This is a genomic window from Hyunsoonleella flava (assembly GCF_004310325.1).
Lineage (GTDB): Bacteria > Bacteroidota > Bacteroidia > Flavobacteriales > Flavobacteriaceae > Jejuia > Jejuia flava.
In genome coordinates this window covers 82402-107026 of the sequence record NZ_SIRT01000008.1, presented here as the reverse complement: position 1 = coordinate 107026, position 24625 = coordinate 82402, and the positions used below count along the sequence as shown (strand labels likewise).

The 24625-nt window shown below is 34.6% G+C and carries 13 protein-coding genes; all 13 read right to left on the bottom strand.

The features are described from left to right. Positions 1 to 10: 10 nt before the first annotated feature. The 13 genes from EYD45_RS10470 to EYD45_RS10410 all read right to left on the bottom strand — a co-directional run bounded on the left by EYD45_RS10470 (position 11) and on the right by EYD45_RS10410 (position 24618). Positions 11 to 1081: an alkaline phosphatase family protein gene (locus EYD45_RS10470; RefSeq protein ID WP_130964501.1), complete on the bottom strand. Its 1071-nt coding sequence runs from the start codon at positions 1079 to 1081 to the stop codon at positions 11 to 13. 15 nt (positions 1082 to 1096) lie between these two features. Next, the gene (locus tag EYD45_RS10465) at positions 1097 to 2530 is read right to left on the bottom strand and encodes a sulfatase (protein WP_165453925.1); all 1434 of its coding nucleotides are present in this window, start codon (positions 2528 to 2530) and stop codon (positions 1097 to 1099) included. Positions 2531 to 2541: 11 nt separating this feature from the next. Further along, on the bottom strand, positions 2542 to 4029 hold the full coding sequence (locus tag EYD45_RS10460) for a sulfatase family protein (protein ID WP_130964500.1): 1488 nt from the start codon (positions 4027 to 4029) through the stop codon (positions 2542 to 2544). A 12-nt stretch (positions 4030 to 4041) separates the two neighbouring features. After that, entirely contained in the window at positions 4042 to 5682 is a 1641-nt protein-coding gene (locus EYD45_RS10455) for a sulfatase-like hydrolase/transferase (protein WP_130964499.1), read from the bottom strand. 58 nt (positions 5683 to 5740) lie between these two features. Next, positions 5741 to 7261, bottom strand: a complete 1521-nt coding sequence (locus tag EYD45_RS10450) for a sulfatase (protein ID WP_130964498.1) — start codon at positions 7259 to 7261, stop codon at positions 5741 to 5743. A gap of 8 nt (positions 7262 to 7269) precedes the next feature. Beyond that, positions 7270 to 8616 carry a sulfatase family protein gene (locus tag EYD45_RS10445; RefSeq protein ID WP_130964497.1) on the bottom strand — a complete coding sequence of 449 codons (1347 nt, stop codon included), beginning with the start codon at positions 8614 to 8616 and terminating at the stop codon, positions 7270 to 7272. 29 nt (positions 8617 to 8645) lie between these two features. After that, a complete protein-coding gene (locus tag EYD45_RS10440) occupies positions 8646 to 10073 on the bottom strand; it encodes a BNR-4 repeat-containing protein (protein ID WP_130964496.1) in 1428 nt (475 codons plus the stop codon). A 71-nt stretch (positions 10074 to 10144) separates the two neighbouring features. Continuing rightward, the gene (locus EYD45_RS10435) at positions 10145 to 13306 is read right to left on the bottom strand and encodes a T9SS type A sorting domain-containing protein (protein ID WP_130964495.1); all 3162 of its coding nucleotides are present in this window, start codon (positions 13304 to 13306) and stop codon (positions 10145 to 10147) included. 17 nt (positions 13307 to 13323) lie between these two features. Beyond that, positions 13324 to 16806 (bottom strand): glycosyl hydrolase, encoded by a 3483-nt coding sequence (locus EYD45_RS10430; RefSeq protein WP_130964494.1) that lies wholly within the window; start codon positions 16804 to 16806, stop codon positions 13324 to 13326. A 94-nt stretch (positions 16807 to 16900) separates the two neighbouring features. Then, positions 16901 to 18121, bottom strand: coding sequence for an alginate lyase family protein (locus EYD45_RS10425; protein ID WP_130964493.1), 1221 nt, complete (start codon positions 18119 to 18121; stop codon positions 16901 to 16903). Positions 18122 to 18318: 197 nt separating this feature from the next. Then, positions 18319 to 21348 (bottom strand): glycoside hydrolase family 2 TIM barrel-domain containing protein, encoded by a 3030-nt coding sequence (locus EYD45_RS10420; protein WP_130964492.1) that lies wholly within the window; start codon positions 21346 to 21348, stop codon positions 18319 to 18321. Positions 21349 to 21506: 158 nt separating this feature from the next. Further along, positions 21507 to 22952 carry a sulfatase gene (locus EYD45_RS10415; protein WP_130964491.1) on the bottom strand — a complete coding sequence of 482 codons (1446 nt, stop codon included), beginning with the start codon at positions 22950 to 22952 and terminating at the stop codon, positions 21507 to 21509. Positions 22953 to 23115: 163 nt separating this feature from the next. Next, positions 23116 to 24618, bottom strand: coding sequence for a sulfatase family protein (locus EYD45_RS10410; RefSeq protein ID WP_130964490.1), 1503 nt, complete (start codon positions 24616 to 24618; stop codon positions 23116 to 23118). Positions 24619 to 24625: the final 7 nt, after the last annotated feature.

Sequence of the window (24625 nt, the reverse complement as noted above, 5' to 3'; positions counted from 1 at the left end):
TACAAAACTATTAGTTGTTGATAAAATTCAACATGGCTTCTCGGTAATGCAAATAATCATTAGGTGGCGATTCATTGTTATTTTCTAGGTATGTTTTTATCCATTGCGGATGCTTCACATCCTTAGAATTTCCTTCAAAAATATTTTTAAGAAAAACACCCGTGGTTTCTATTTTATTTAGACTCTCAACTTTTAAAGTATAACCTTTTAGTGGTGGTAACCCCATAAAATGATTGGTCATCAAAGCAATATCAGGTGATTCAGCATAAGGAATAGTTGCGCCTTTTTTGATGCCTGGACCATAAAAATTCATGTATATCTGCCATGAGGATAATTGCTCAGAGAGGTGATTGCTTTTAATTAAGGTGCCCATGCCGTGGTCTGCAGATATAATACAATAGGCAGTTTCCCATAAACCTTCCTTCTTTAAAAAGGCTACTAGTTTTCCTAATTGAGCATCAGCATTCAAAATGGCCTTGATATACTCGGAATCTGGATTGACTTTGTCTTGTGGTCCTTTCCAGAAACTTCTAATTTCTTGTAAATGCAAACGTACTAATCTCGCACCATCATCCTTGATATGCTTCATACCTAACTCTACAACTTTTTGGTCAGGTATGATCTCAGCATAATAAATATCAGGTGTTTTAAAAACATCGTATAAAGTATGTCCTCCTACATAGACAGATTTGATGCCTTTTCGTCTAGCTGATAAAAAAATATCATCTAAATTTTGTGTTTCAAACACATGAGTTCCTGTATGCATGCCAATATTTGGTGGGGATGCACCTCCCCAAGGTTCAGTCCCATCTGGTAATTTTACGCGCCCAACTGGACTGTTTGAATACGCATCTTGAACCACAACTCCATTTTGAGCAAAATATGTTAAGTTTTCTGCGCCTGCTTCAATGGCTGTTTCAGCAGCATCTTTCATTAATCCATCTATAATAAACTGTACAACTATGGGTTGCTTTGCTTCTAATTTTTCAGAAACTATGCTTATTTCTTGTTTGTTTTTTTTTGAATGATTACAACTGATTATTAATATAGTAAATACAATTAAAGCGAATATATTTCTCATTTTTATAAATCAATTTTAATTTTTAGCAAGAAAATCTTTTCCCCAGTTTTCCCTTAATTCTTTTGCTAACACCTTTACTGTTTCTTGATAATCTGGTTTTTCGGCAAGATTTTCAAGCTCTAAAGGGTCTGTTTTATGGTCGAATAACATCCGCTCATAAGCAACACCATCATCTTTAGTCCATTCGGTATAAAATAAATCTCCTTTAATAAGTGTTACAGCATCTTTAAATTTACTAACCGCCCAATCCTTTTTTGAAGTTTTGCCATTTAAAATAGGTACAAAACTTTTGCCCTCAACTGTTTCTGGCGCTTTTATACCAACTAATTCAGTTAAGGTAGGGTAAATATCTATATACTCCGTAATGGCATCTGTTTTTTGGCCCTTGGTTTTTCCTGGTACCTTTATTATTAAAGGTGTTCTTAGTGCGGTTTCAAAAGTGACATGTTTACACCATAGCTTATGGTCTCCTAAATTCCAGCCATGGTCTCCCCATAAAATTACTATGGTATCGTCTTCTAACTCTAATCGTTTTAATTCATCTAATACTAACCCAATTTGTGCATCTACATAACTTACACAGGCGTAATATCCATGGATCAATTCTTTTGCCAAGGCATCTGTAATATCGCCTTTTTTAGGCACATTATTATACTGCCGTAATTCCCCAAAGTTATGAAATGCCTTTCGTGGTGTACTTTTTGGTTGGATATAGCTTTCTGGAAGTTCAATACTATTTCTATCATATAAATCCCAGTACTTTTTTGGCGCGTTAAATGGTAAGTGCGGTTTCATAAAACCTAAGGCCAAAAAAAATGGTTCTTTTTTTTGTTTTAGTTCCCTCAAATCAGCTATTCCTTTTTGAGCAATTTTGCCATCAAAATAGGCCGTATCATGAACTTGAGCCATTTCATGTGAGACTGCACCTCCATTTGCTTGACCAGCTCCTTGATTTTCAACAATATTCTTCTCAAGTTGATAATCACGAATGTTTCCTTTTGGAAACCAATTGTTATGCCATGCTAAACTATCATCATTGTTGTAATGATATATCTTTCCATTAGAAATTGTTGTATAACCGTTTTGCTGTAAAAGATTTGGGAGGGAAATGGCATCAGGGGCATCAACATCTGCTCTAGTCTTATAATTTATAAAACGATGTCTTGTAGGCCTTACTCCTTTTAACAAACTTGCCCTTGAAGCACCACAAACAGGAACATTACAATAAGCTCTATTAAACACCAAACTCTCGTTAGCTAATTTATCAAGATTAGGAGATTGAATGTGGTTGGCGCCATAAAAATTAAGTTCGGGACGTAAATCATCAACGGCTATAAACAAGATATTTTTTGGGGTTTTGTCTTGCGGTAATAACGCGACTTCCTTCTTGTCTTTACAGGACAATAAAAACAATGACAAACTTAAAATAACTATCAGTATTTTATTCATTTTAAAATATTTTACCAGTGCTCTATAATAATATAATCGTCTCTATTTAATGTATTTTTAATAGAATCTGGAATGTTACGCCTTGGTGTATCTTGGTCTAATTTAAATCCTCTTTTTCCTTTAGGTGTAATGATTGGCATGTTTCCAATAGATTCATCTAAAATATCGTCTTGAGACTTCATCCAACTTAATAAATCTGTAATTAGTTTTTCTTTTATAGACTTCAGTTCAGGGTTTTGAGCTAAATTATTTTGCTCAAATGGGTCGTTTTGTAAATCGTACAATTCTTCAAAAGGTTCATTTTTAAATGCTTTTGCGCCTCGTTTTATAAAATAATCAACATTGGGTTTTCCTGTTAAGTTTTGTTCAACAACTTCTAAGGAATTATAATTTCGAATGTATTTATAACGTTGATTACGAATCATTCTTGATGGAAACACTTCAGAATTTAAAATATTTTGATTGGTCCTCACACCGTAAACGTATTCGTTAATTTGTACCTCGTCTCCTTTTAAAAGTGGCAGAAAGCTTTTTCCATCAATATCTTCGGTTGGCTTCCCTCCTGCTATATCCATAAAGGTTGGCAACACATCTGTATAATGAATGAGTTGATTTGATGTTGTATTTGCTTTTATCACTTTAGGCCAACGGGCAACAAAAGGCACTTTCAATCCGATATCTTTTACCGTAAACTTTCCCGAAACACCGTGGTCTGCACTATATACAAACAAGGTGTTTTCATCTAAATAAGCATCTACATACTTTAATACAGCTTCAATTTGCGTATTATCCTCTTCTATACTTCGGTAATATCCTGCTCTACTTTTTACGTACGATTCGCTATGCTTTTTATTCTCATTAAATGGATAAAACTTGAGGTTTTCAGTCTTTGGGTTTTCAACATCAAAATACTTCCCATGTGGATATTTTGATGTAATAAACATACAAAATGGTTTTTCTGCTGTTTTAAAATAATGTGCTATACTATCCAATGGGATATAATCTCTCGGCACGTTTTCTTTAGGAACAGGTTGCCACTCTATATCCCACTGGTAAACACTAGCTGGTTTTACATGACTTTTTCCTGCAAGTACCACTTCGTAACCCAAGCTTTTCATTCTAGACGTAACGCTTTCTATATTTGGTCTTGTAGCTGTATGGTTTGCAAAACAACCATTTTTAAGCGGGTATTTACCAGTAAACAATTGCGACCTACTAGGTGCACAAATGGCTTGAGCCGTAAATGCATTTGTAAATAAAATGCCTTCTTTTGCTAATCTATCTACTGCAGAAGTATTTACTTTTTCGTTACCGTAACAACCGTAATCATAAACATCTTGGTCGTCAGCTAGATAGAAAATGATGTTTGGTTTTTCTATATTACTATCAACTTTAGAAGCTATCGAGATTTCATTTTTATTTTTATTACTTGAGCAAGCTGAAAACAAAAAAGAAACCCCTAAAAGAACAAAAAATAAAACTGAAGATTTTTTATGCATTAGTCATGACAATTATTTTAGGTATTTATGGACATGATTTGCTTTAGGATAAGGTACTTTTTCGCCATTTTTAACCCAAGTTCCTGTGGGAGCTTTATTTGATTTTAACCAAGCTAACATATCTGCATTCATTTGCAAAGCTATTTCTATTTCTGTAGCGGTAGGATTATCTAAAATATTTCTTTTTTCAGAAATATCTTTTGTGATGTTATACATCTCAAATTCTTCTGTCTCGTAAAAATAAAACAGTTTATAATATTCATCTCCAATCCTTGTTTGAATTAATGTTGATGGCGAAAAACGTTCATCCATATATCCTGGTAAGTGCCAAAACAAATTTTTTCTTGAGATTCGTTTTTCTTTTCCTGTAAGAACTTTAGCAAAAGAAGCACCTTCAAATTTAGGATTACTTCCATCTTTCTTTTCTAATTTGGATAAATCCACTCCAACTAATTCTGCGAAAGTTGGCAAGAAATCAATACAATGCACAGCTTGGTTAGATATAGTATTTTCGGCAATTACATTTGGGTATCTAAATATTAAAGGCACTCTAAGTCCGCCTTCAGTCAATTTTCCTTTTCTACCTTTCAACGGATCATTTTCTCTTAACCCTCCATTATCAGAATAAAATATAAAAATGGTATTCTCTGTAATATCATCATCATAATTCCCATCACCATTCGGGTCTTTTAAAGCGCCATTTATTTTCCCAACATTTTGATCTAACAACTCAATCATAGAAGCATATTCTGCTACTCTTGGTTTTAAACCTCGTTTTAAATATTTATCGGTTAAATCTTTTCTACCCGTAACCTTAGTATGTACTGCATGAAATGGCACATATAAAAAGAATGGTTTTTCGTCATTTGCATTTTCCTTAATATAATTTACCGAGAAATCTCCAATAGCATCCGTTAGGTGTTTTGGCGTACCTTTTAAAAGAGACACATCTGCTTGAGCATGGTAAGGTTTTAAAATAGTGTTGATATATTCATCATCATAAGGCGTTGCCAATTCGTCTACAAATTCTGAATTAAACGTCCATCCTTCCTTATCAGAATTTAGGGCTAGGTAATACGATTTTGTTCTTTTTCCGTTAACTGGAGCTGCTATAATATGATGAATATCTGCTGGTAAATCAATACCAAAATCACCAACCAAAGGATGTGGTGTACCATGACTTTTCCCTACAAAAGCGGTTTGATATCCTTGTGTTTTTAGAACATCAAAAATATTAATACCATCCTCTGCAATTACTTTTTTTTGTTTGAATGGCTCAATAGGTACATTAGGAAATCCTTTGGTTCTTTTATCTTGTCGTTTTAAAGAACCTACATTATACACTTGGTTATCTATACCAGTAGCGTATTGACCACTAATTAATGCCGCTCTTGATGGGGCACAATTTTGGTTGGTATAAGCATTTGTAAAAGATATGCCTTGCGATGCTAATTTATCTATTACAGGGGTTTCATATATTTTAGAACCATTGCCGTTATTAGTATTCCCCGTGCTTACATCTGTCCAACCCAAATCGTCAGCAAAAATAAGTACGATATTGGGTTTTGATTTTTTCTCTTCATTTGATTGGGAGAAAGTCAATAATGGTAATAATACCATAACAACTGTTGTAATCTTTGAGAGTAGGTTCATTTAAATTAATTTTTACTTTTTTTTGATTTAAAACATCATTTTTATACAAAAGCAAGAATTACCTATCTGCTCCAATAACTTTAATAGCCTTCACATCTTCCCCATTAGTCCTTGCCTTTTGCTCAACAAAATAAGGTTGAAACGTATAATTAGATGCTGTATCCCATTTCGAATTTTCTTTTGGTAAATACATCTTCAATTCTTCAATTTTATAAGCATATTTTGGCTTATCTGCTTCATTGTTCCACTCATTAGGATCTATACTATGGTCGTAAAATTCTTCTTTACCATCTTCATATTGAATATATCTAAATCCATCTTTTTTGATGGCATGATTATTCATACCAAAGGTTGTAAGAGCTTTAGCCTCATTTAGTCCTTCATCATTTTGCATCATAGCCACTAAACTATTGCCTTCATTCCTAGTATAAGCGGGTAATCCACTTAATTCCAAAAGGGTTGGATAAATAGAAAGCATTTCAACAGGCGCATCAATTTTCTTTCCTTTAGGTAAATTAGGTCCTGCAAACATCAACGGTGCTTTTGTAGCAGTTTCCCAAAGGGCATGTTTGGCAAAGGTTCCTTTTTCTCCCAAGCGATAGCCGTGGTCAGACCATAAAACGATTACCGTATTTTCAGCATATTCACTTTGTTCTAAAGCATCTAAAACCCTTCCCAATTCATAATCCACATAACTGATACAAGCTAAATAAGCTTGAACAATTTTTTTCCATTCTCCAGTTTCTTTTGCCCATTCTGTAGATGGCATCATTGGTAAATCGTTAATTTTCATACCAACCGGTGGAATATCATTCAAATCGTCTGACTTATAAGGCGGTGTTTCAATGTCTTCTAAAGGATACAAATCGAACCATTTTTGCGGTACATATAAAGGCACATGAACACGTAAAAACCCAAGTCCCATAAAAAACGGTTTATCATAATCCCTCTGTAAACGTTCAATAGCCCAGTTTACAGATTGATGATCTGGCATGAGGGTATCGTTTTCAGGAAAAGCACCCCAATCGGTACTAGTTCTCCCATGAGTTCCTCTAATACCTTTACCAAATCCGTCCCAAACAAAACGCTTTTTAGGATAAGGGCCAAAGCCTTTCACACGTCCTCCTGATTCATCAAATAAACTATCTGGTGCATGAATATGAAACAATTTACCAATACCCATGGTGTGATAGCCATTGTTTTTAAAATTTTCTGGAAGAAATGTAATATCCTTGGTTGCCGGATTATCTGGTCTCCGTATTTTATTATCTGGTGTCATGCCATAAATACCTGTAGTAGATGGTCGTAAACCTGTCATTATAGATGCTCTTGAAGGCCCACAAAGTGGTGCCTGAACATGCGCATTAGTAAACGTTACTCCCATGCTAGCAAGCCTATCAAAATTTGGTGTTTTTACATTAGAAAAATTATCGATAGGACTTATCATATTGTTTAAATCATCTACTGCGATAAACAATACATTGGGTTTTGAGACTGCCTCTGTTTGCTCTATAGTTTTCTCCTGCTTGCAAGAAAACAAAACAGCAACCAATGCAAATATTACAAGATTTCTTTCCATTTATATTATTATTCTGCTCTGAATGCCTTTATTTTTTCCGTCAAATCTTTTACGATTTCTGGATTGCTAGCCGCAATGTTATTTTTTTCAAAAGGATCTTTTTCGATATTGAACAGCTGAACCACTTCTTCCTTTTTTCTAACAGGGTCTGGAACGATAATTTTATAAGGAGGAAATATTGCCATATTATAGAACATGCTATTTTCTATAGTATCAAAATCGTGTGCATATACTTCTCCAAAAATTCCTTTTCGCTCGTTCAATGCTTCTTCTTTTAAAACACTTATCCCTGGCAAATTGTCTGGTTTTTCAACACCCAAAATATCGAGTACTGTAGGCACCATATCTATACTACTTGTAATGGTTTCTTTATCCATTTTTGGAGTGATTTTTCCTTTCCATTTGTACATGATCGGTGTGCGAATACCCATATCATAAGGTGCGCGTTTAGAGTGTTTCAAATAGCCACTCTTTTCAGGGTTTTGTGCCCAACCGTTATCACATACATACACAAATAATGTGTTTTCAGTCAAACCTTTTTCTTCAAACATATCAAATAATTGTCCGCAAGTTTCATCAAACCATTCACACATCGCCCAATACTTTGCCAAATGTTCTGAGTCTGTTTTCTTTTTATACTTTTCGAATAAACGTTGTGGAGGATTATGAGGTCTGTGAGGTAAAAAAGGTGCGTACCATAAGAAGAAAGGTTTCTTTTCTTTTAATGCTACATCTACATAACTATTAATAGTATCTAAGCCTTTTCTTCCAATCTCTAAACCATAATCTCCATGACGTCCGCCACGTTTTGGGTCTCCATGGGTCATACCATCATCAAAACCACCTATTTTATGGTTCCCATGCCACCATTTTCCTGTTTGAAAAGACAAATACCCTTTTTCTTTTAACATATCTGGTAGTGTCGTTTGCTTTTCAAAAGCTGAAATTATAGGCTTATATGCTTCTGCTCTATTGGCCATGCTTGTTTTACGATCTCCTTTTACTTTTTGATACACCTTATCATTTCCTAAAATACCGTGATCTTTTGGATACAACCCTGTGATAATAGTTGCTAAGGATGGCGAACACAACGGAGTTGGAACATAAGATTGTGTGAAGGTTAAACTTTCTTTTGCAAATTGATCTATTCTCGGGGTTTCGATGTTTTCATCACCCATAAAACCATAATCTGTCCAAGATTGGTCATCGGAAAGAATAAATACGATATTAGGTGGTTGCTCTGTAGCTTCAGATGCGTCATTATGTTTTGCTGTATCGTTCTTAGTTTTATTCCCACAGGAAAAAACGAAGACAGCGATTAATAATATTAAACAGGTGTTTTTCACTTTTTTCATTATTGTTATTTGATTTATGGTTTGATTTATTATTCGTTAGTTATTTTTAGTACTTCAGCTTCATTTTTAAAACGTTTAATAGGCCCCTTATCTCCCAACAAATACATTTTTCTAAAATCTGAACCGTCTTCTTTTTCTCCTACAATAATTCTGGCATCTGGATGTGGATTATCTATAAGTGACGATATGACAAAGCCTGATTTTTCTCTGCTTAAAAATACTTTATTCTTTTTAAACGATGCTCCTCCATCGAAACTATCCCATCGGCTTATTTCTGCAAAACCATCAGTAGTTTCACTTTCCATGTAAATACTAACTTCTTTAGACGATTTCACTTCTAAATCGCCATTTCCTCTAGGTAAATCTGCATTCTTACTTTTTAGCCACGTTTTCCCATCCCATCTAAAATGTTGTAAGCGTTTGGGGCCACTTCTTCTTTGACCTATATCTGGACCAACCAATATACAAACTTGCGGATTTCCATCAGGGTCAACATCTGTTATTGCTTGAAACGTCCAGTCTGTTCCTGTAAGTGCTACCAAAGTTTTTTCGTCTGCCATTTCCTTGGTTAAGGGCATTTCTAAAAGTTCATTTTTAACATTATTCCATTGCCCTGTTTTGGTGTTAAACTTCATATAATACGCATTATGTCGCTCTGGTATGTGACCTCTAGAATCTTGAGTATTGTTTTTATCTCTACAAACATGATAATCAAACGCTACAATAATATCATCGCCATTACCTTTACTTACCCATGGGTACCAAGAATCTTCGCCTTCAATACTAGACTGACGTTTGTGTTTTAAAAACGATACTGGTGCTTCGAAAGTAACACCGTTATCTGTAGATTTTTGATATACCCAATCACTTCTATGAGCACCATGACGATAAAACAAGTACATATCGCCATTATCCATCTTTATAAACTGACTATAGGTGCCAAACAATGAAATATTATCTAATGTTGTCCAAGAAGAAATATCTAAAGGTTTTTTAGAAACCGCATGTAAATTTTTCCCATAACCATGATTTCCCAATAGATTTTCACCATGTTTACGCATGCCTCCATGGCCGCCAAAAGCAATATGAATATAGCCTTCATCATCAATAAGAAGTGCAGGCTTTCCATGGTTATCTATTTTCTTAGTACGATTTGGGTCTTTGCCCATTTCGCTTACTCCTGCTTTAAATGGGCCTTTCCATTCTTTTGTTTCGTGATTGTATGACGCTACATAGGGGTCTTCTTTAGCGCCTTGGTAAGCAACATAAGTAATACCTTTATGATACACCCCAGATGGATGTTGTACAATAGCCACTGCATTGCCAAAACCATTGTCTGCAAAATAGTCTACCATTTGCTCTTTTACTTCAACACTTGGTGTAGCTTTATTCTCGGATTTGCATCCTATCAGAATGAAACAAATGCAAATTTTAATTATATATTGTTTATTAATCATTGATGCTGATGTTAATTATTGTAGAAGCAAACCTTAAAAAGCGTCTCGAGATATGCTTCCACAACTAAACTTTATTTAAGTATTAGCTTTTTTGAAAATTGTTTTCCCTGTTCGTCTTGAATTACAATAAAATACATTCCTGCGGTCATTTCATGGTCTTTTGCATTGAGAATTAACTTTTTATCCCCCGTAGTATTTGAATATACTTTTACACCTAAAGTATTATAAATACTTAAGTTTTGCCAATCAGCAAAATCGGATAATATTGTAAATGTATTGGTTGTTGGATTTGGATACAATTTAATTTCAGATAGAAAATTAATTTTTGACAACATAGAACCTTGACATTCAGCACCAGTTTTCACTTCAATTTCATCGCCTTGTTCTGCATCAACTATAAAATGTTTTTCATGAGTCTCTAAAACCTGTACTCCATTTTTAATAACCTTATAAGGAGCTACACCTTTATCTATATCAATCGCTACTTTTCCTGTTTTAGTTGTGCTAATTTTACCTGAAACTGAAGTAGCTTCATCTATAGTTACCTGATAACATTGCCTGAAATCACTATCCTTTATACTGATACAAAATTCATAAGTTCCAGGATTCAAGTCTTCAATGGTAGTTTCTTCAGTAAAATTATAATCGACACCATTTATTGAAACCTCATAGTTAAACTTTTCTAAAGCATTAATCACAATTTTACCATTACCCTTGCCTGTACATGTTTCACTAATTGCCTCAATAGTAAAATTATTTGGAGCTATCTCAGAAAAATATTCATAGTCTAACGTGTACTCAGTATAGGCCTTTCCTTCACTATCTCCTATAATAGTTTCATCAAGAAATTTTAAAGAGCTACCCTTCCCTAAGTATAAAGAAACGTCTGTTTTACCGTCTTTTAATTCTGTACGAACAATTCCAAATTCTCCAGTAAAATTAATATCTGAATATACAATATTAGAACTCGTACTGCTAGAAAATATATAATCGGTAATTTTTGTATCGTTAACTTCTGAAACAACCTTTGCTCCAGCAATAACATCGCCGTTAAAAATATGTTGTACAGACTTTACGCTTGTATTTGTAGATTTAGAAGGTTCAAAAATATGCACATAAGGTTTATCCCAAGCTTCTCCTTGTTGTCTTATAGCCAAAATCTGAGTTTTCTTATTAATATAACTCCCTTTTGCTTCACGGGTTGGCGGACCAACAGCTTTGGTATATTCTCTTGCTACACCAGACGGCGCAAACATATTCATGTAGGTATTTGTTTCATTTAAATCAAAACGCACATGAACAGCGGTATTTATAGGTTCTGTAACGTTAGTATTTTCAAAATAGCGCCAACCTGGAGATTGTACAATGTCTCCAATATCATTTTGATATCTGTTGGTTGGAGAAACAGCCAATTCTGTTCCATCCATAGCCATGATATTTGTAACATCGCCTAAGTTATGATAAATATAATCATGAAAATTATTTTCCCCTAAAGATTTTGATCGAAACATATCAAAATAATATCCTGTAGTTTCACTGGTTCTTATTGTGCTTAATGTTCTTCTTTGTTGGTCATCGTTTATAGTATCATCTAAAAACTGGGTAGCAAAGCTAAAATTTGGAGCTATAGGATCTTCTAAATGCTTTGGTTCTGCCCCAACATTCACTGTAGTATTCATCCACAAATACGAATTTGAATTCCATGACCCTTGTTGCCTACCATGCGTTGTTCCATTCACAATCATGGTATTATTTCCTGCATGCCTCCAAAAGTAAATTCTGTGTACTGGTTCTTTTCTATCCGCAACCGTTGGAGGTAAACCTGCGCCAGGAGCCATAATATAATTAGCCCCATAAAGTTCCATGGTGATGCCTGTACAATGAGAATGAACGTAGTGAGCACCTCCAATAATACCACAAAGTCCATAATCTTCATTGTTTTCTTCTACATAATTACGCTGTAGCGCTACTCCGGCATGTTTTATGATTACTGTTGGTTTCTCAAAATCAATTTCTCCATTAATAATACTTGGGATATCTGAACCCCAAAATAGTTGTTCAAAAGCACTTACATTTTCATAAGTACTTATTTTTATATCTGGATCATAACCTCCAATAGCGTCATAACCCTGTCTTAAGGCTATTTCTGCTTTTTGAACATAATCGGTCAGCCCTTTTCTAGATGCCAAATTATGTGTATATCTATAAACTTTTCTTGTTTGATCACTTTTACGCTTAGAATCACCAAAACGCACAAAAGTTCTATTAGGATGTCTTAAATTATCAAATAGAAAGTTTCCGTCTAATATTTGTGTATAATCGTCCATCACATTTAATTCTGGTTTAAGACGATCTACTATATTAAGCACCATAGTTACATTTGGCATAAAACTATAACTAACTGGCTCTGGCCAAATACCTTGGTCTCCAAATATGGGTAATATAGTTTGCGTGAAAGAATTCTGGCGCTTTGTTCCTGTGTTCCAAAAAACATTAAACATGCGTTCTCTTTCTGCATCATCTTCTACACAAAGTATAGTAAATAAAGACCCTGGAGCTGTTAAAATAGGATGGTTACTTACTGTTCTTCCATATCTATTATCTACTCCCGTAAATTCTCCTAATGCATTCATTGCTATATTGTGCACTGCTTCTTGCGCCTTAACATTATCGAAAGGAATTTTATTTCCTGAAGATTTTTGATACACCCTAGTTTCTGGTTTTTTTAAATAATTTACCATAAAATCATAAGCCATTGCAAAATGTAAGTACCCAGTACGAGGGTCCGCAAAATAGTTACCACTCATCGCTGTTTTATCAGGTGTTCTTGGAGCCAATTGCTCTATGTAATACCATAATACATCTGCAGCAAATTGTGCATATTTTTCTTCTCCATAAAGGTGATATATTAAAGCTGCATAAGAGGCGTGATTTAAAGTGCTGGCATGATTTGAAATAGCAGAACCTGCATTAGCTTCTGAAACATTATCATCTGCTGCTAATGCTGCAATGGTATTTAGAAAAGCATTTGGATTTGTAACGTGTGCATTTACTTTGGAGTCTATTAAACCTTTTACTTGAGATACAATAGTACTTGCCCAACTATGATTCTGAATTTTTGATAAAACTTCTGATTTTTCAGCGGAAGTCGTCCAAATAATTGGATGTTCTAAAGATTGTCCAACTAAGAAGAACACTTTGAACATCATCAATAATACTATAATTCTTTTCATCTTTTAAAGTTTAGATTTTATAATCTCCTATGGACTGAAACATTAATTTTAACTGGCCCTAAAAGACCTGATGTTTTTAATTCATCGTTTTTATTATAATGGTTCCAGGAAACAAATGTTGTTCTTTCATAGGGACGTTGTGTATCTTTTAATAGCCATTCCGGAAGTGGTTTTGCTCTTTTTCCTTTACGCGGATAATCAAGTGGTAATTTCTCATCGCCTATTAAACGGTTTGGCCATAAATTAGTCACTTTAACTTCTAAAGTATTCTTGCCTATCCTTACCCAATCATCAATAGGTATTCTAAAAGGTGCTTTCCACAATACTCCCGCACTTTTACCATTAACCAAAACCTCAGCAATAACGGATACACTTCCTAAATCCAAAGTCAAGCTTTTGTTAGATTGAAGCAGCTCTTCAGATAGCATAAATTCTTTTTGATAAGTGGCAGTTCCAGAAAAATGTTGAATGGCTTCATCTTTAACATCAGTCCAAGACATCAACGCATTAAACGTTTCCTTTTTTGAAATTCCTGAATTTAAAGGAAAGGAAACCTGCCAATCTTTTGATAAATCTATCGGCTCAGGCACAGATTTTACTTCGGTAGTTTTTGTTTCTCCAGAAACAGTTGTATAGTTTATTTTTCCAGCATAAGGTGTTACCCAATACACTTTATCATCTTTAATTGCAACTTCTGGTTTTACATTATCCTTAGATAATTTTAAAAGCTGCCCTTTAGGAATATACATTGTGCGCTCCTCTCCATCAGTTTTAAAACTGATTTTTAAAACCGTTTTGTCCCCTTCAGGAATCTTATTTTCTATCAATTCGTTCGTTACTAAAACATCATAAGTACTCGAAGCAACTAAGTCTTTTATTTTTTTGGTAACATCAAACGTTTTATAATTTTCTGGAATACCTTTTGTTTCTGCTTTAAACTTTCCAAAAACTGCCTTTAACACCTTTAAATCTTGATGACCTGCATCAATTTCTATATGTTCACGTTCTTCCGCATAAATCTGTTTTTTAGTATTACCAATTTGATATTCCATTCTAAATTCTTTTTTGTAACCCATAGCAGGATCGCAATCACAAAAAGCTCTCGTCATTTTAAAATCAAGTTTTCCATTTTTAACTGTTTCGGAAACTTTATCGGTAATATCTATCAACCCTTCTTGCAAAAAGGTACCGTATTCGGCTTTTACAATTTCTAAATTAGAAAGTGGTTCGGCTTTATAAGGCTCTACTTCTGTTGAAACTTTTATGATGTGTTTAGCATTAATAGGTTTTTTGAAGACAACAAATACAGATTGTTCCATACCTAAAGCTAAAGGCACCGTGGTTGTTCCGTCTTTATTTTCTTTGAATACCATCAAATCTTTTATTGTGCCTTTTTCACTATCCCATAGTTCTGGTTCTTTTCCTGAAACTCTAAAGCGCACCAAAATATCTCTAGCTTCTTTTCTAGTATTCGCGATAAAATAAATATCGGCATCCTCTGTTTTTCTATGGATGAAACTCAAATCTGTGTGATCACTGCTTTCAATTTTAAAATCGGGAGTTTTATCTTCTAAAATAGCCTCAAGGGAAGTGTCTTTTACTAAGCCTTTTGTCCATAGGGCTTCAACTTGTGTTGTAACAGTTTCATCACAATTAGGATAATTGGTTAAACTGGGCGATTGTATTGGCTTTTTACCAATTACTTTTGCGCCACCATCTACTAATTCTTTTACTTTTTCTAGTGTTTCTGGTTTTATAAATTCAGAATTTGGCAGTACCAATAACTCGTAAGTATTACCAACGGATGAATGTATTCTCCCGTTTTTAACGGTTAACTCCTTTAGTTTGTTAGCTCCAATCAAATCATAATCGAAGCCCATTTGTTTGATTTCTGGTTTTAAAAATGCGGTGTTTGGAGATGATTCTCCAGTAAACACCAATACATCAGCTACGTTTTTACCTTGTTGAAGTAGATACTGAGATCTTGCAATGTAATCCAAATAAGCTTTGCCTTGATTCCACCAAGTATTCAATCGGTTAAAATCAAAACCGTGATAACTCAATGCCAGACCTGGAGCAACGTCCCATGGTTGATGTACATACGTATGAAAAATAAATCGGTTGATTCCTTCTGCCCAAGCTTGATCTCCTATCGATTTTAATTGTGCTGGGTGTTTGTCCCATCCGCCAATACCTGTAAATGATTCTGCACCAACAATGCTGCTACCATTTAAATGCGCTATAGATGACACAAATTTAGCTGAATCAAAAAACGGATAACCTCCACTCCAAAATTCACACATCACAATATCGCCTTTGGCACCTACTTGCATATTATCAAAAGGGCCCCAGTACGGTTCTACAGAAAACGTTAAATTGTTTTTATGGCATAATTCTCTAAAATGACCGTAATAATTCTCCGCAATTAAATCGCCAATGGTTCTTCTAAAATCCCAAAGAAAACGTTCTGAAACTTCGCCACTTTCAACATAATAACCCGCTAAAGTGGGTAAGTACGATGTTAAATCATAGCCTCTTAAATTTTCAAACTGAGCATCGAAACCTGTAGTCCAATTTTGAGTTTCTACTTCATAACTATCAATGATACAATTATTAACAGTAGTTCCTATTAAATCTCCTAATTTACTAATAATGGGCTGAACTCCAGCTTCCCAATATGCATCTACTGCTTTTTTGCTCATTTTGTCTACCTCCAAGCCTTTGGCTTCTGGTGGTGCTGGTCTGTTGGTTGTCCCAATTGGTGTATGTCCTAATCTTAAAACTACCCAATCGCCTTTAGGAACGTTCCACTCTAAAAATCCATCTTCTGATAATTTTGAAGTTAAATTAACAATCGCTTCTTTTTCTATAATAGCCTCTGTCGAAATCATTTTTTTATCAGGTAACAAATGATTTCGAATGCGTTCTGAAAGCATTTTATAATCTAAACCATCAATTTTTATGGCTTTTTTGGGCTTTGGAAATGCTAAAACAGCAATATCTTTATAATAATCAAACTTAGTTTTTGGTTGTGGTAGTTTGTCTTTAAATGTTTGATTTCCTGTAATTACTATTTCACTTGAAACTACAGTTTGCATCGCATGTTCTGGCGTAACCCATGGCCCACCCGATGATGACCAACCTGGACCATTATGAAATGCCAATTCTAAACCTAAGCGTTTGGCCTCATTTGCAGAATATTCAAATAAATCTAACCAATCTTCACTCAAATACTTAACAGGTCCTTGCGGAAAACCCAGATGAACATTAAACAATTGTGCCTCTTGAATACCTACTTGTTTCATGGCTTCTAAATCTTTGGTAATTCCTGATTTAGATACGTTTCCACTAATCCAATGCCACCAAGTTCTGGCTTTGGCTTGGTTTGGTGGGTTCTTAAAACCTTGTTCTAATACAGACGAACTTACACCTGTGTTTTTTTCACATCCGCTGAATGTAAAACAGGCTACAATTACTATGACATACAGTATTTTATTCATTAATTATGTTCTTCTATAATTTTTGATGTTGAAATGATTATGGGTCCGATTAGTCCAGCAGGAATGGTTTCACTCTATTCATCAATTCTATTAACTAATCTTTAATTTTATCTGTTTCAGAAATTTGCCTTAAAGCTTCATCAAAAGAGCTATCTCCAAAATTATTACGGATGTATTTTAAATCAGATACCAATTTCTCCTCTGAATGTTTTGCGCTCTTAATTTGCTTATATCTCCATTCCTTTTTTTGGGTCAGGTATGGAATCATATATTTGTATCCTGCCTTGATACTTCTGCCATCTTTAGAAGACATATCCCAAAGATTTACACCTACCTTTTTACCAATAATAGCCAATTCCAAAAACCCATGTAAATTCATTACTGAGTAGGAAAAGGATTTTGTTCTTGCCAATTCTAAAGGCTGACTACCATCTGGCTCTATTTGGCTAAAAATTCTGTTTTTTGTTATTGTTGAAAGGTATGATTTAACCTCCTCTAATCTATTTAAATAAATTAAAATTTTGAGTAATTGTGTATCATAGTGTGTGCCATGATTATTTTCCCTAGTAGCTTCTTCTTTGCCTAACTTACTATTCTGTAGCCAATCGCTATAAGCTCTAAACCAATCAAACATTGCTCTTTCGGTTATACTATCAAGAGCTTCTTTCTGTTTAGCTATTTCTAAAAATTTTATGATTTCAATAATATCTCCAAACTCAATTATACCAAAACATCTTCCTTCTGATTTCCCCGGAACGCTCTGTCCGTAGTTAATATTAGGATTCATTTTTGTAGCTTCATCTACAAACCAAGCATTAATCAATTCAATATTTTTATTGGCATATTTAATGTCACTACTAAAAAAATAGGCGTTACAAAGCGTTTTAACTGCTGATATAAAATTGCTTTTTTCTACAATATCTGTGAAGTTATTTCTAGTTTCAGGATTTATTTCTCCATCCTTTCTAATATAAGGCAAACCGTTTTTAGTTTTCGGGTTTGGCCAATAGTAAGGTGCAATGCTCATATAATCATGCTTACTTTTACTTGGAGGCATTCCAGTTTTATGAACAACAGAAAACACCTTCCTATTTAGTAACTTATCTGCTTTTCTTATTAAAGTTCTATAGCTTTTTAAAGCTTGCTTATTTCCATTGGTAATAAGTATTTTTTTTGATTTCAATTCATCGAAATCAACAACATAAATCTTTTGACTTGAACTTTGAGTATAAGCACTACTGCACATACTGCTCAATAGTAGCAATACAACTATTTTCTTATAATGTTTTAGTATTTTAACCATACTATGAATCATATTGTCTATTAATTACAAATCATAAAGTCGTTATTATGACTCATTACCATACTTTAACCCAATGAAACAGATATATTGATAATACTTTACCCAAATACACAGTAACGTTTTTACTTACTGTCTTTATTGCAGCTAAACTTAAACAGCAATATGTTTAGAATTAACAGCACAACAATAATAATCATAGCTTTCATAACTTAATCTATGAACAATTCATCAATATATGGACCACTCGTCCCTGTTGTCTCTAACTTTATATTATTAGCACCAGACTTTAAGGTTATAATGGTTGGCACAAATTTCCATTCCTTTTCCCAACCACCAGTTGGTTTAAATTCTAGCGTTCTTATGTACTCATCATTTACATATAATTTCATAGGATGCATTTTCCCTTCGTTGTTATGCATGTACCTAAAACGAATACTGTAATCACCTCCTTCGCCATCGTTTTCCTGATACCAAGTAATGGCGCCTTCACCTCCTTTAAAATCTACAAACCCTGTCCCTTTAAATCGGCGTGCTTCTCTGCTTGGTTTAGCTGTTCCTTCAAGAATACCGTCTTCTGCAGAAATATTTACGCCTCTTCCAATCCACATATCTGCTGAATGTTCATCTCCCCAAAACAAGCCTTCGTTTTTACCAAAGGTTTCTTCCATTGCTAAAACTACTTTACCGTTTTGTTTTACAACGGCTTTTACGGTTGTACCATCTGATATACTAAATGGTTTAGAATAAGGCTGACCATTAACTTCAGGGTTATCACCGTTTGTTGTATAAAAAACTTCTAAATTCGATGTTGAAGTAGTTCCTAAAACCGAAATAACTTCGGTATCAATTGTAATTTCATTTGATAGATATAATGCTTTATCACCCAAAATTGCACCTGTAATTATGGATGCTTGTTTAGCATTCGGTTGCGCTCTTAAAAACAATCTTGTTTTTCCAAAAAACAAGGCTCTAAAATCGGATTTTGTTCTACTTGTTGGATCGATAGGATTTCCATTTTCCATAGACACTTTAGTAACATCACCTTGAATATTGTAGTAAATTTTATTTTCGCCGTAAGGATATAAATTATTGTTTTCGTCTAAGCTCTCTGAAGTAATAATATAACTGGCTTCAAAACTGTCTTCTGCTTCTAATTTTTGAACACTTGTTTTTAATTTTGATGGCTGTTCGCTGGTGTTAAACAATGTACGTTTTACCTCTTTACCATCAATATATGCAATAGCTTCTAGCTTCCCTTCTTTATAAGGTACCATCCACTCGCATTGCATTTGGTTCCAAACAGTTCCGGGTTTGTCTTTTCCTAGTGATTTACCGTTTAAAAATAACTCTACCTCGTCGGCATTTGAATATACCCAAACTGGAATTACAGTACCTTCTTTCATTCTTGGGTGTGCCCAATGTGGTAACATATGAATCATAGGCTCTTGAGTCCACTGGCTTTTGTAGAAATAAAATAAATCTTTCTTAAACCCTGCTACATCAAGTGCGCCCCCCATAAACAAATTAAATGGTAATCCACCGTGTACCAAACCTGCTTCTCCATAATAATCAAAACCTGTCCAACGAAAATGCCCACTATGCCAAGGTGTATCTCGCATCACCTCCCAATATTTTCTTGCTGAAACGCGAACAGTTGCATTATCGTAAGAGGAATTAAAACGTTGTTTTCTATTTCTCCAATTTTTAGGGTTGATACCTTCGTAGAAGAAAATTTCTTTTTCGGTTAAATTCGGCAACTCATAAGTCCCTGGCAATTCGTTATCTCGCCACCACGTTTGTGTTCTGTAATACCCACGAGTTTGCCAAGTGTGTGGCGCTTCTGTAGAAATAAAAGGCTTTTCTAGAGTTTTACCTTCAATAAAAGACTTGGTTTCAGAACCACCATTAACACCTTGAATATCCATGTCCTCAGGATTTCCTGCGCCAGACGTAAATAATCGTGTTGGGTCTAAATTTTTACCAAATTCAACCATCTCTGGCGCTACATCACTATGGGTTTCATTACCTAAACTCCACACGAAAATACTTGGGTGGTTTCGGTCTCTGGTTATCCATTCTTTTACATCGCGTTGCCACCATTCATCAAAGGCTTGCTTCCCATAATCTTGAGGTGCTTTTTTGTGCCAGCCATCAAAAATTTCATCCATAACCAATAAACCAATTTCATCACAGATATCGTAAAACATTGGTGGTGTGGGGTTGTGTGACGGACGAATGGCATTAATACCCATATCTTTTAGACTCTGTAATTTCCAACGCAACATAGGCTTAGTCCAGGCGCCTCCTAATGGTCCACCTTCCCAATGTTCACATACGCCTTTAAGTTTTACATTTTCGCCATTTAACCAAAAGCCTGTTTCGGTTTTCCATTCTACAGTTTTGAAACCAAACGTGGTTTCTACTTCATCAATAACTCTTTTTCCATCTAAAATTTGTGTTACCGCTCTGTAAACATTAGGTGTTTTTGGACTCCATAATTTGGGATTCTCAACTTCAAGTTGATAAGCTGGGTTGGCAACTGCTAATTTCTCACACTTACTCGTCAATTCTTTTCCCTCAGGAGAAAACAATTTCACTTCGTATTTCAACTTTTTTAGGCTTCCATTTATTTCAGCACCAATACTTACAATAGCTTTGTTTTCTGTTATTGATGGTGTTTTGATAAAAATACTGTTGGGCTTAAAATGGGTAGTGTTTACCTCAATTAATTTTACCGGTGCATATATTCCACAAGGATGATACCAACGTGCTGAGGGCTCTAAGCTATTATCTACTCTAACGGCAATGGTGTTCTTTCCTTCTTTTAAATGTTTTGAAATATCGTATCTGAAGCTGATGTAACCATAAGGGCGTTTTGCAATATAATTACCGTTTACCCATACTTCACTATTCATATACACGCCATCAAAATTGATGTATGTGATTTTAGAAAGGCTTTCTTTTTCTAAATCAAAATACTTTCTGTACCAACCAATTCCTCCATCGTGATAACCTCCACCTTGACCTTGATCGCCACCTTTACGCACCCCTTTTTCAAACGACCAGTCGTGTGGTACGTTTAGGGTTTTCCAAGGCGTATCATCTACATTTTCTTTTGAAAATGATGCGTTGTCTTCTAAAATAAATTTCCAGTTATTGTTGAAGTTTATTATACTTCTCTGTGTATAGCCAAAAGCAACACTTAAGATTAAAAATAGCGCTGTTAAAAGATTTTTCATTAGTTTGTTTTGTAGTAGATACTGCCTATAACAAACTTAACTTTTATAACTCTGGATATAATCCTGTTGTGTCCTGTATTTTTTGGTAGTTATAATTAAATTCTATTTTTCAAATAAGTACTTATGAGCACATTCAAAAAACATTCAAATCCATTTGTTTATTTCCTAGGCATATCATTCTGCAAGAAAGCCTTATCTCTAGGGAATTGCTGTTCTAAAAGTGCTTTTAATTTTGCTTCTGTTTTTGCATATTTTTTATCTCCTGAAAGGTTTGTAAATGATAAGAGACTGTTTTTATGCTCATACAATTCAGCTTGTAAAATTTCATTAGTAGTGCTATTTCTCCATTCGGTATATCGCCATTTACCATCAGTTGCAGTTACACCCATTATTTTTTTACCTCTTGAAAATAGACTGGTAGCATATGCGTCTCCTTTTTTATTAGGTTTATTAATAATTGGTAAAATACTTTTCCCATCAAACGACGGTCCTTCTAAACCACATAAATCAGCCAAAGTTGGAAATAAATCAACGTTTTCTACTAATGCATTTGATGTTTTGCCAACTTTTCGCTTTTTAAAATTAGTTTCTCTACTAATAATTAACGGTACTCTTGTGTCTATTTCCATATTAGAATGCTTACACCAAGCACCGTATTCTCCAATTTTATAGCCGTGGTCGCTCATAAAAATAACCATGGTGTTTTTTCGTAAATCTAAATCGTCTAAGGTTTGCATCACTTTGCCAACCTGCGCATCTACATAGCTAACTGAAGCGTGATACCCATGAATTAAAGTACGCGTTAATTCATCATCTAAATCGCCTTCTTTAGGAATGCCATGATACCCTTTTAACTCTCCCCAATTGGTTAATGCTAACCTGTAAACCCCTTCTGGTTTATCTCTAGATGGTATTTTAAAGCTGTTTCTGTCATGTAAATCCCAATACTTTTTTGGAGCATTAAATGGTAAATGAGGCTTACTGAAGCCTACAAACATCAAGAATTTATCGTCCTTTAACTTTTGTAATGCCTCTATGGCATATTTAGCTGCTCTACCATCTTTGTAGGCTTCGTCTTCAACATCAGCCATATCATAAGCAGGCCCTTTTAGAGGTTTCTTTCCTTCTTTTTCTAAGCGCTCTAAAATTGCTTTATGCTTTGGGTCGTTATAACTATTAGCTTCTTTAGCATGGTAAATAGACCATTCTTTTTTATCATCTGAACTATGATGATACACCTTACCTATACTTACCGTTTTATAGCCATTTTTATTGAATAATTGAGGCATGGATACTACATCTTTATGTACTTTTCTTAGCGGTGTAAAAATGCTATAAATACCTAAAGTTTCAGGACGTAATCCTGTAAGTGTACTCATTCTAGATGGTGCACAAATGGCTTGTTGTACGTAAGCCTTATTAAACATAACACCTTCTGAGGCTAATTTATCTATGTTTGGTGTAATGGCTGTTTCGCTCCCATAGCACCCTAATTCTGCTCTTAAATCGTCTACATAAAAAATTAAAATGTTTGGTTTTTCATTTTGTGCAGATAGTTTTAAAACACAACACGTGATACAAATTAGTAGAAATAGTTTCTTCATTTTATTATTTTAGTTTTTAAATATACCCAAATTTTGGGTTTAAAAAATTGTTTTGGCTGACAAGTCCGCGTTAGGGATTGAACGGCATGTTTGAAATCCCCGACGCAGGAGGGATTGAGTAGTGAAAGCCCGACCCCTTGTGGGTAACGCCCAAATATTTATTTTAATTGGTTATTGATTTTGGTGACTGTACAACACCAGCTCCTTTATCGAAACTCCACCAATCTATAGCTCTTCTATCCATGCTGAATTTATAACCCCATTTTTCCATATAGTAATCTCTTGGTCTTACTTCATCACCTATTTTAGCCAATTGTTGCTTTAATTTAGTGTCTAAATCTTTTTGAACATCGGCTAATTCTGGTTTTCCTAACAAGTTATTTTGTTGGTATGGATCTTTAACATTATCGTAAAACATACTTGGGCCTTTTGGTGTAATGGCATAAGTGTATTGTTTGGTTCTTATACCACGATAAGGCTGATCTTTATAATTTGCGCCAAAAGGTGCCACATTCATCACTAAAGCAGCTCTATCTGCATCTGGATCTGGATTTTTTATTAATTCTGATACATTTTCTCCCTCTATATCTTTAGGGATTTCAATATTTGTTAAGGCCAATAAAGATGGTAAAATGTCTGGTGTGGTTATAGGTGCATTTACAACTTTGCCTTTATTACCGTTAATATTGGGGTACCTTATTAAAAATGGCACACGAATAGCTTCGTCCCAAGCCAGTTGTTTTACAAACGGTTTAACACCGTGAGCACCCATCATTTCGCCATGATCTGCAGAAAAAACTATTATGGTGTTTTCTAACAAACCTAGTGCTTTTATTTTATCAATTACGCTTCCAATAGCTTGGTCTGTTGCAGTAGCGTGTGCATAATACCCTTGTAATTCTTTACGAGCTCTTTCTTTGAATTTATCAGAAATATTAGGGTTTAAAGTTAACGACTCTGGCGGGTACATTGCCTTATATTTTTTTGGTGCAGTGCCATGAGGATAATGTGGCGTTGCTATTGAGATTACAGCCAGAAATGGGTTATCATCCTTGGCATGCTGTTCTAAATAGGCAATAGCATCTTCGGTAATTGCAAATGGCGAGTATTTTTTCCAGTGCTTTAGTGTTGTGTTTTCATTATCATAATAAGGCATTTTAGTGTAATTATGAGAACACTCTAAAGCTCTCCAAAAATCGAAGCCTTGACGTCTTTCTTTTGGAATGTATGTTGAACGACCGTGACCATCTAAATGCCATTTTCCCCAATACGCTGTGCTATACCCTGCTTCTTTAAATAATTCTGCCATAGTAACCTCTTCTGCTGGCATGTGCAAGTCGTTTAAAAACATTCCAGTAGTCGTTGGAAACTTACCTGTAAATAGCGCTGCACGATGCGGTGTACAAACTGGTGTTACTGAAACTGTATTGGTGAAATTCACAGATTCTTTAGCAAAAGCATCAAGATTTGGCGTTTTTACATCTGGATTTCCTGCATAACCCAAAGAAGAACCTCGCCATTGGTCTGTAAGAATGTAAACGATGTTTGGTTTCTTTTGGTTGGTTTCTACTAGAGCGTTTTCTTCATTTTGCTTTACTTCTTTTTTACAACTCGATAAAGTAAATACTAGTACTAAAACAACTACTGAAAATAATTTAATTTTCATTTTTATG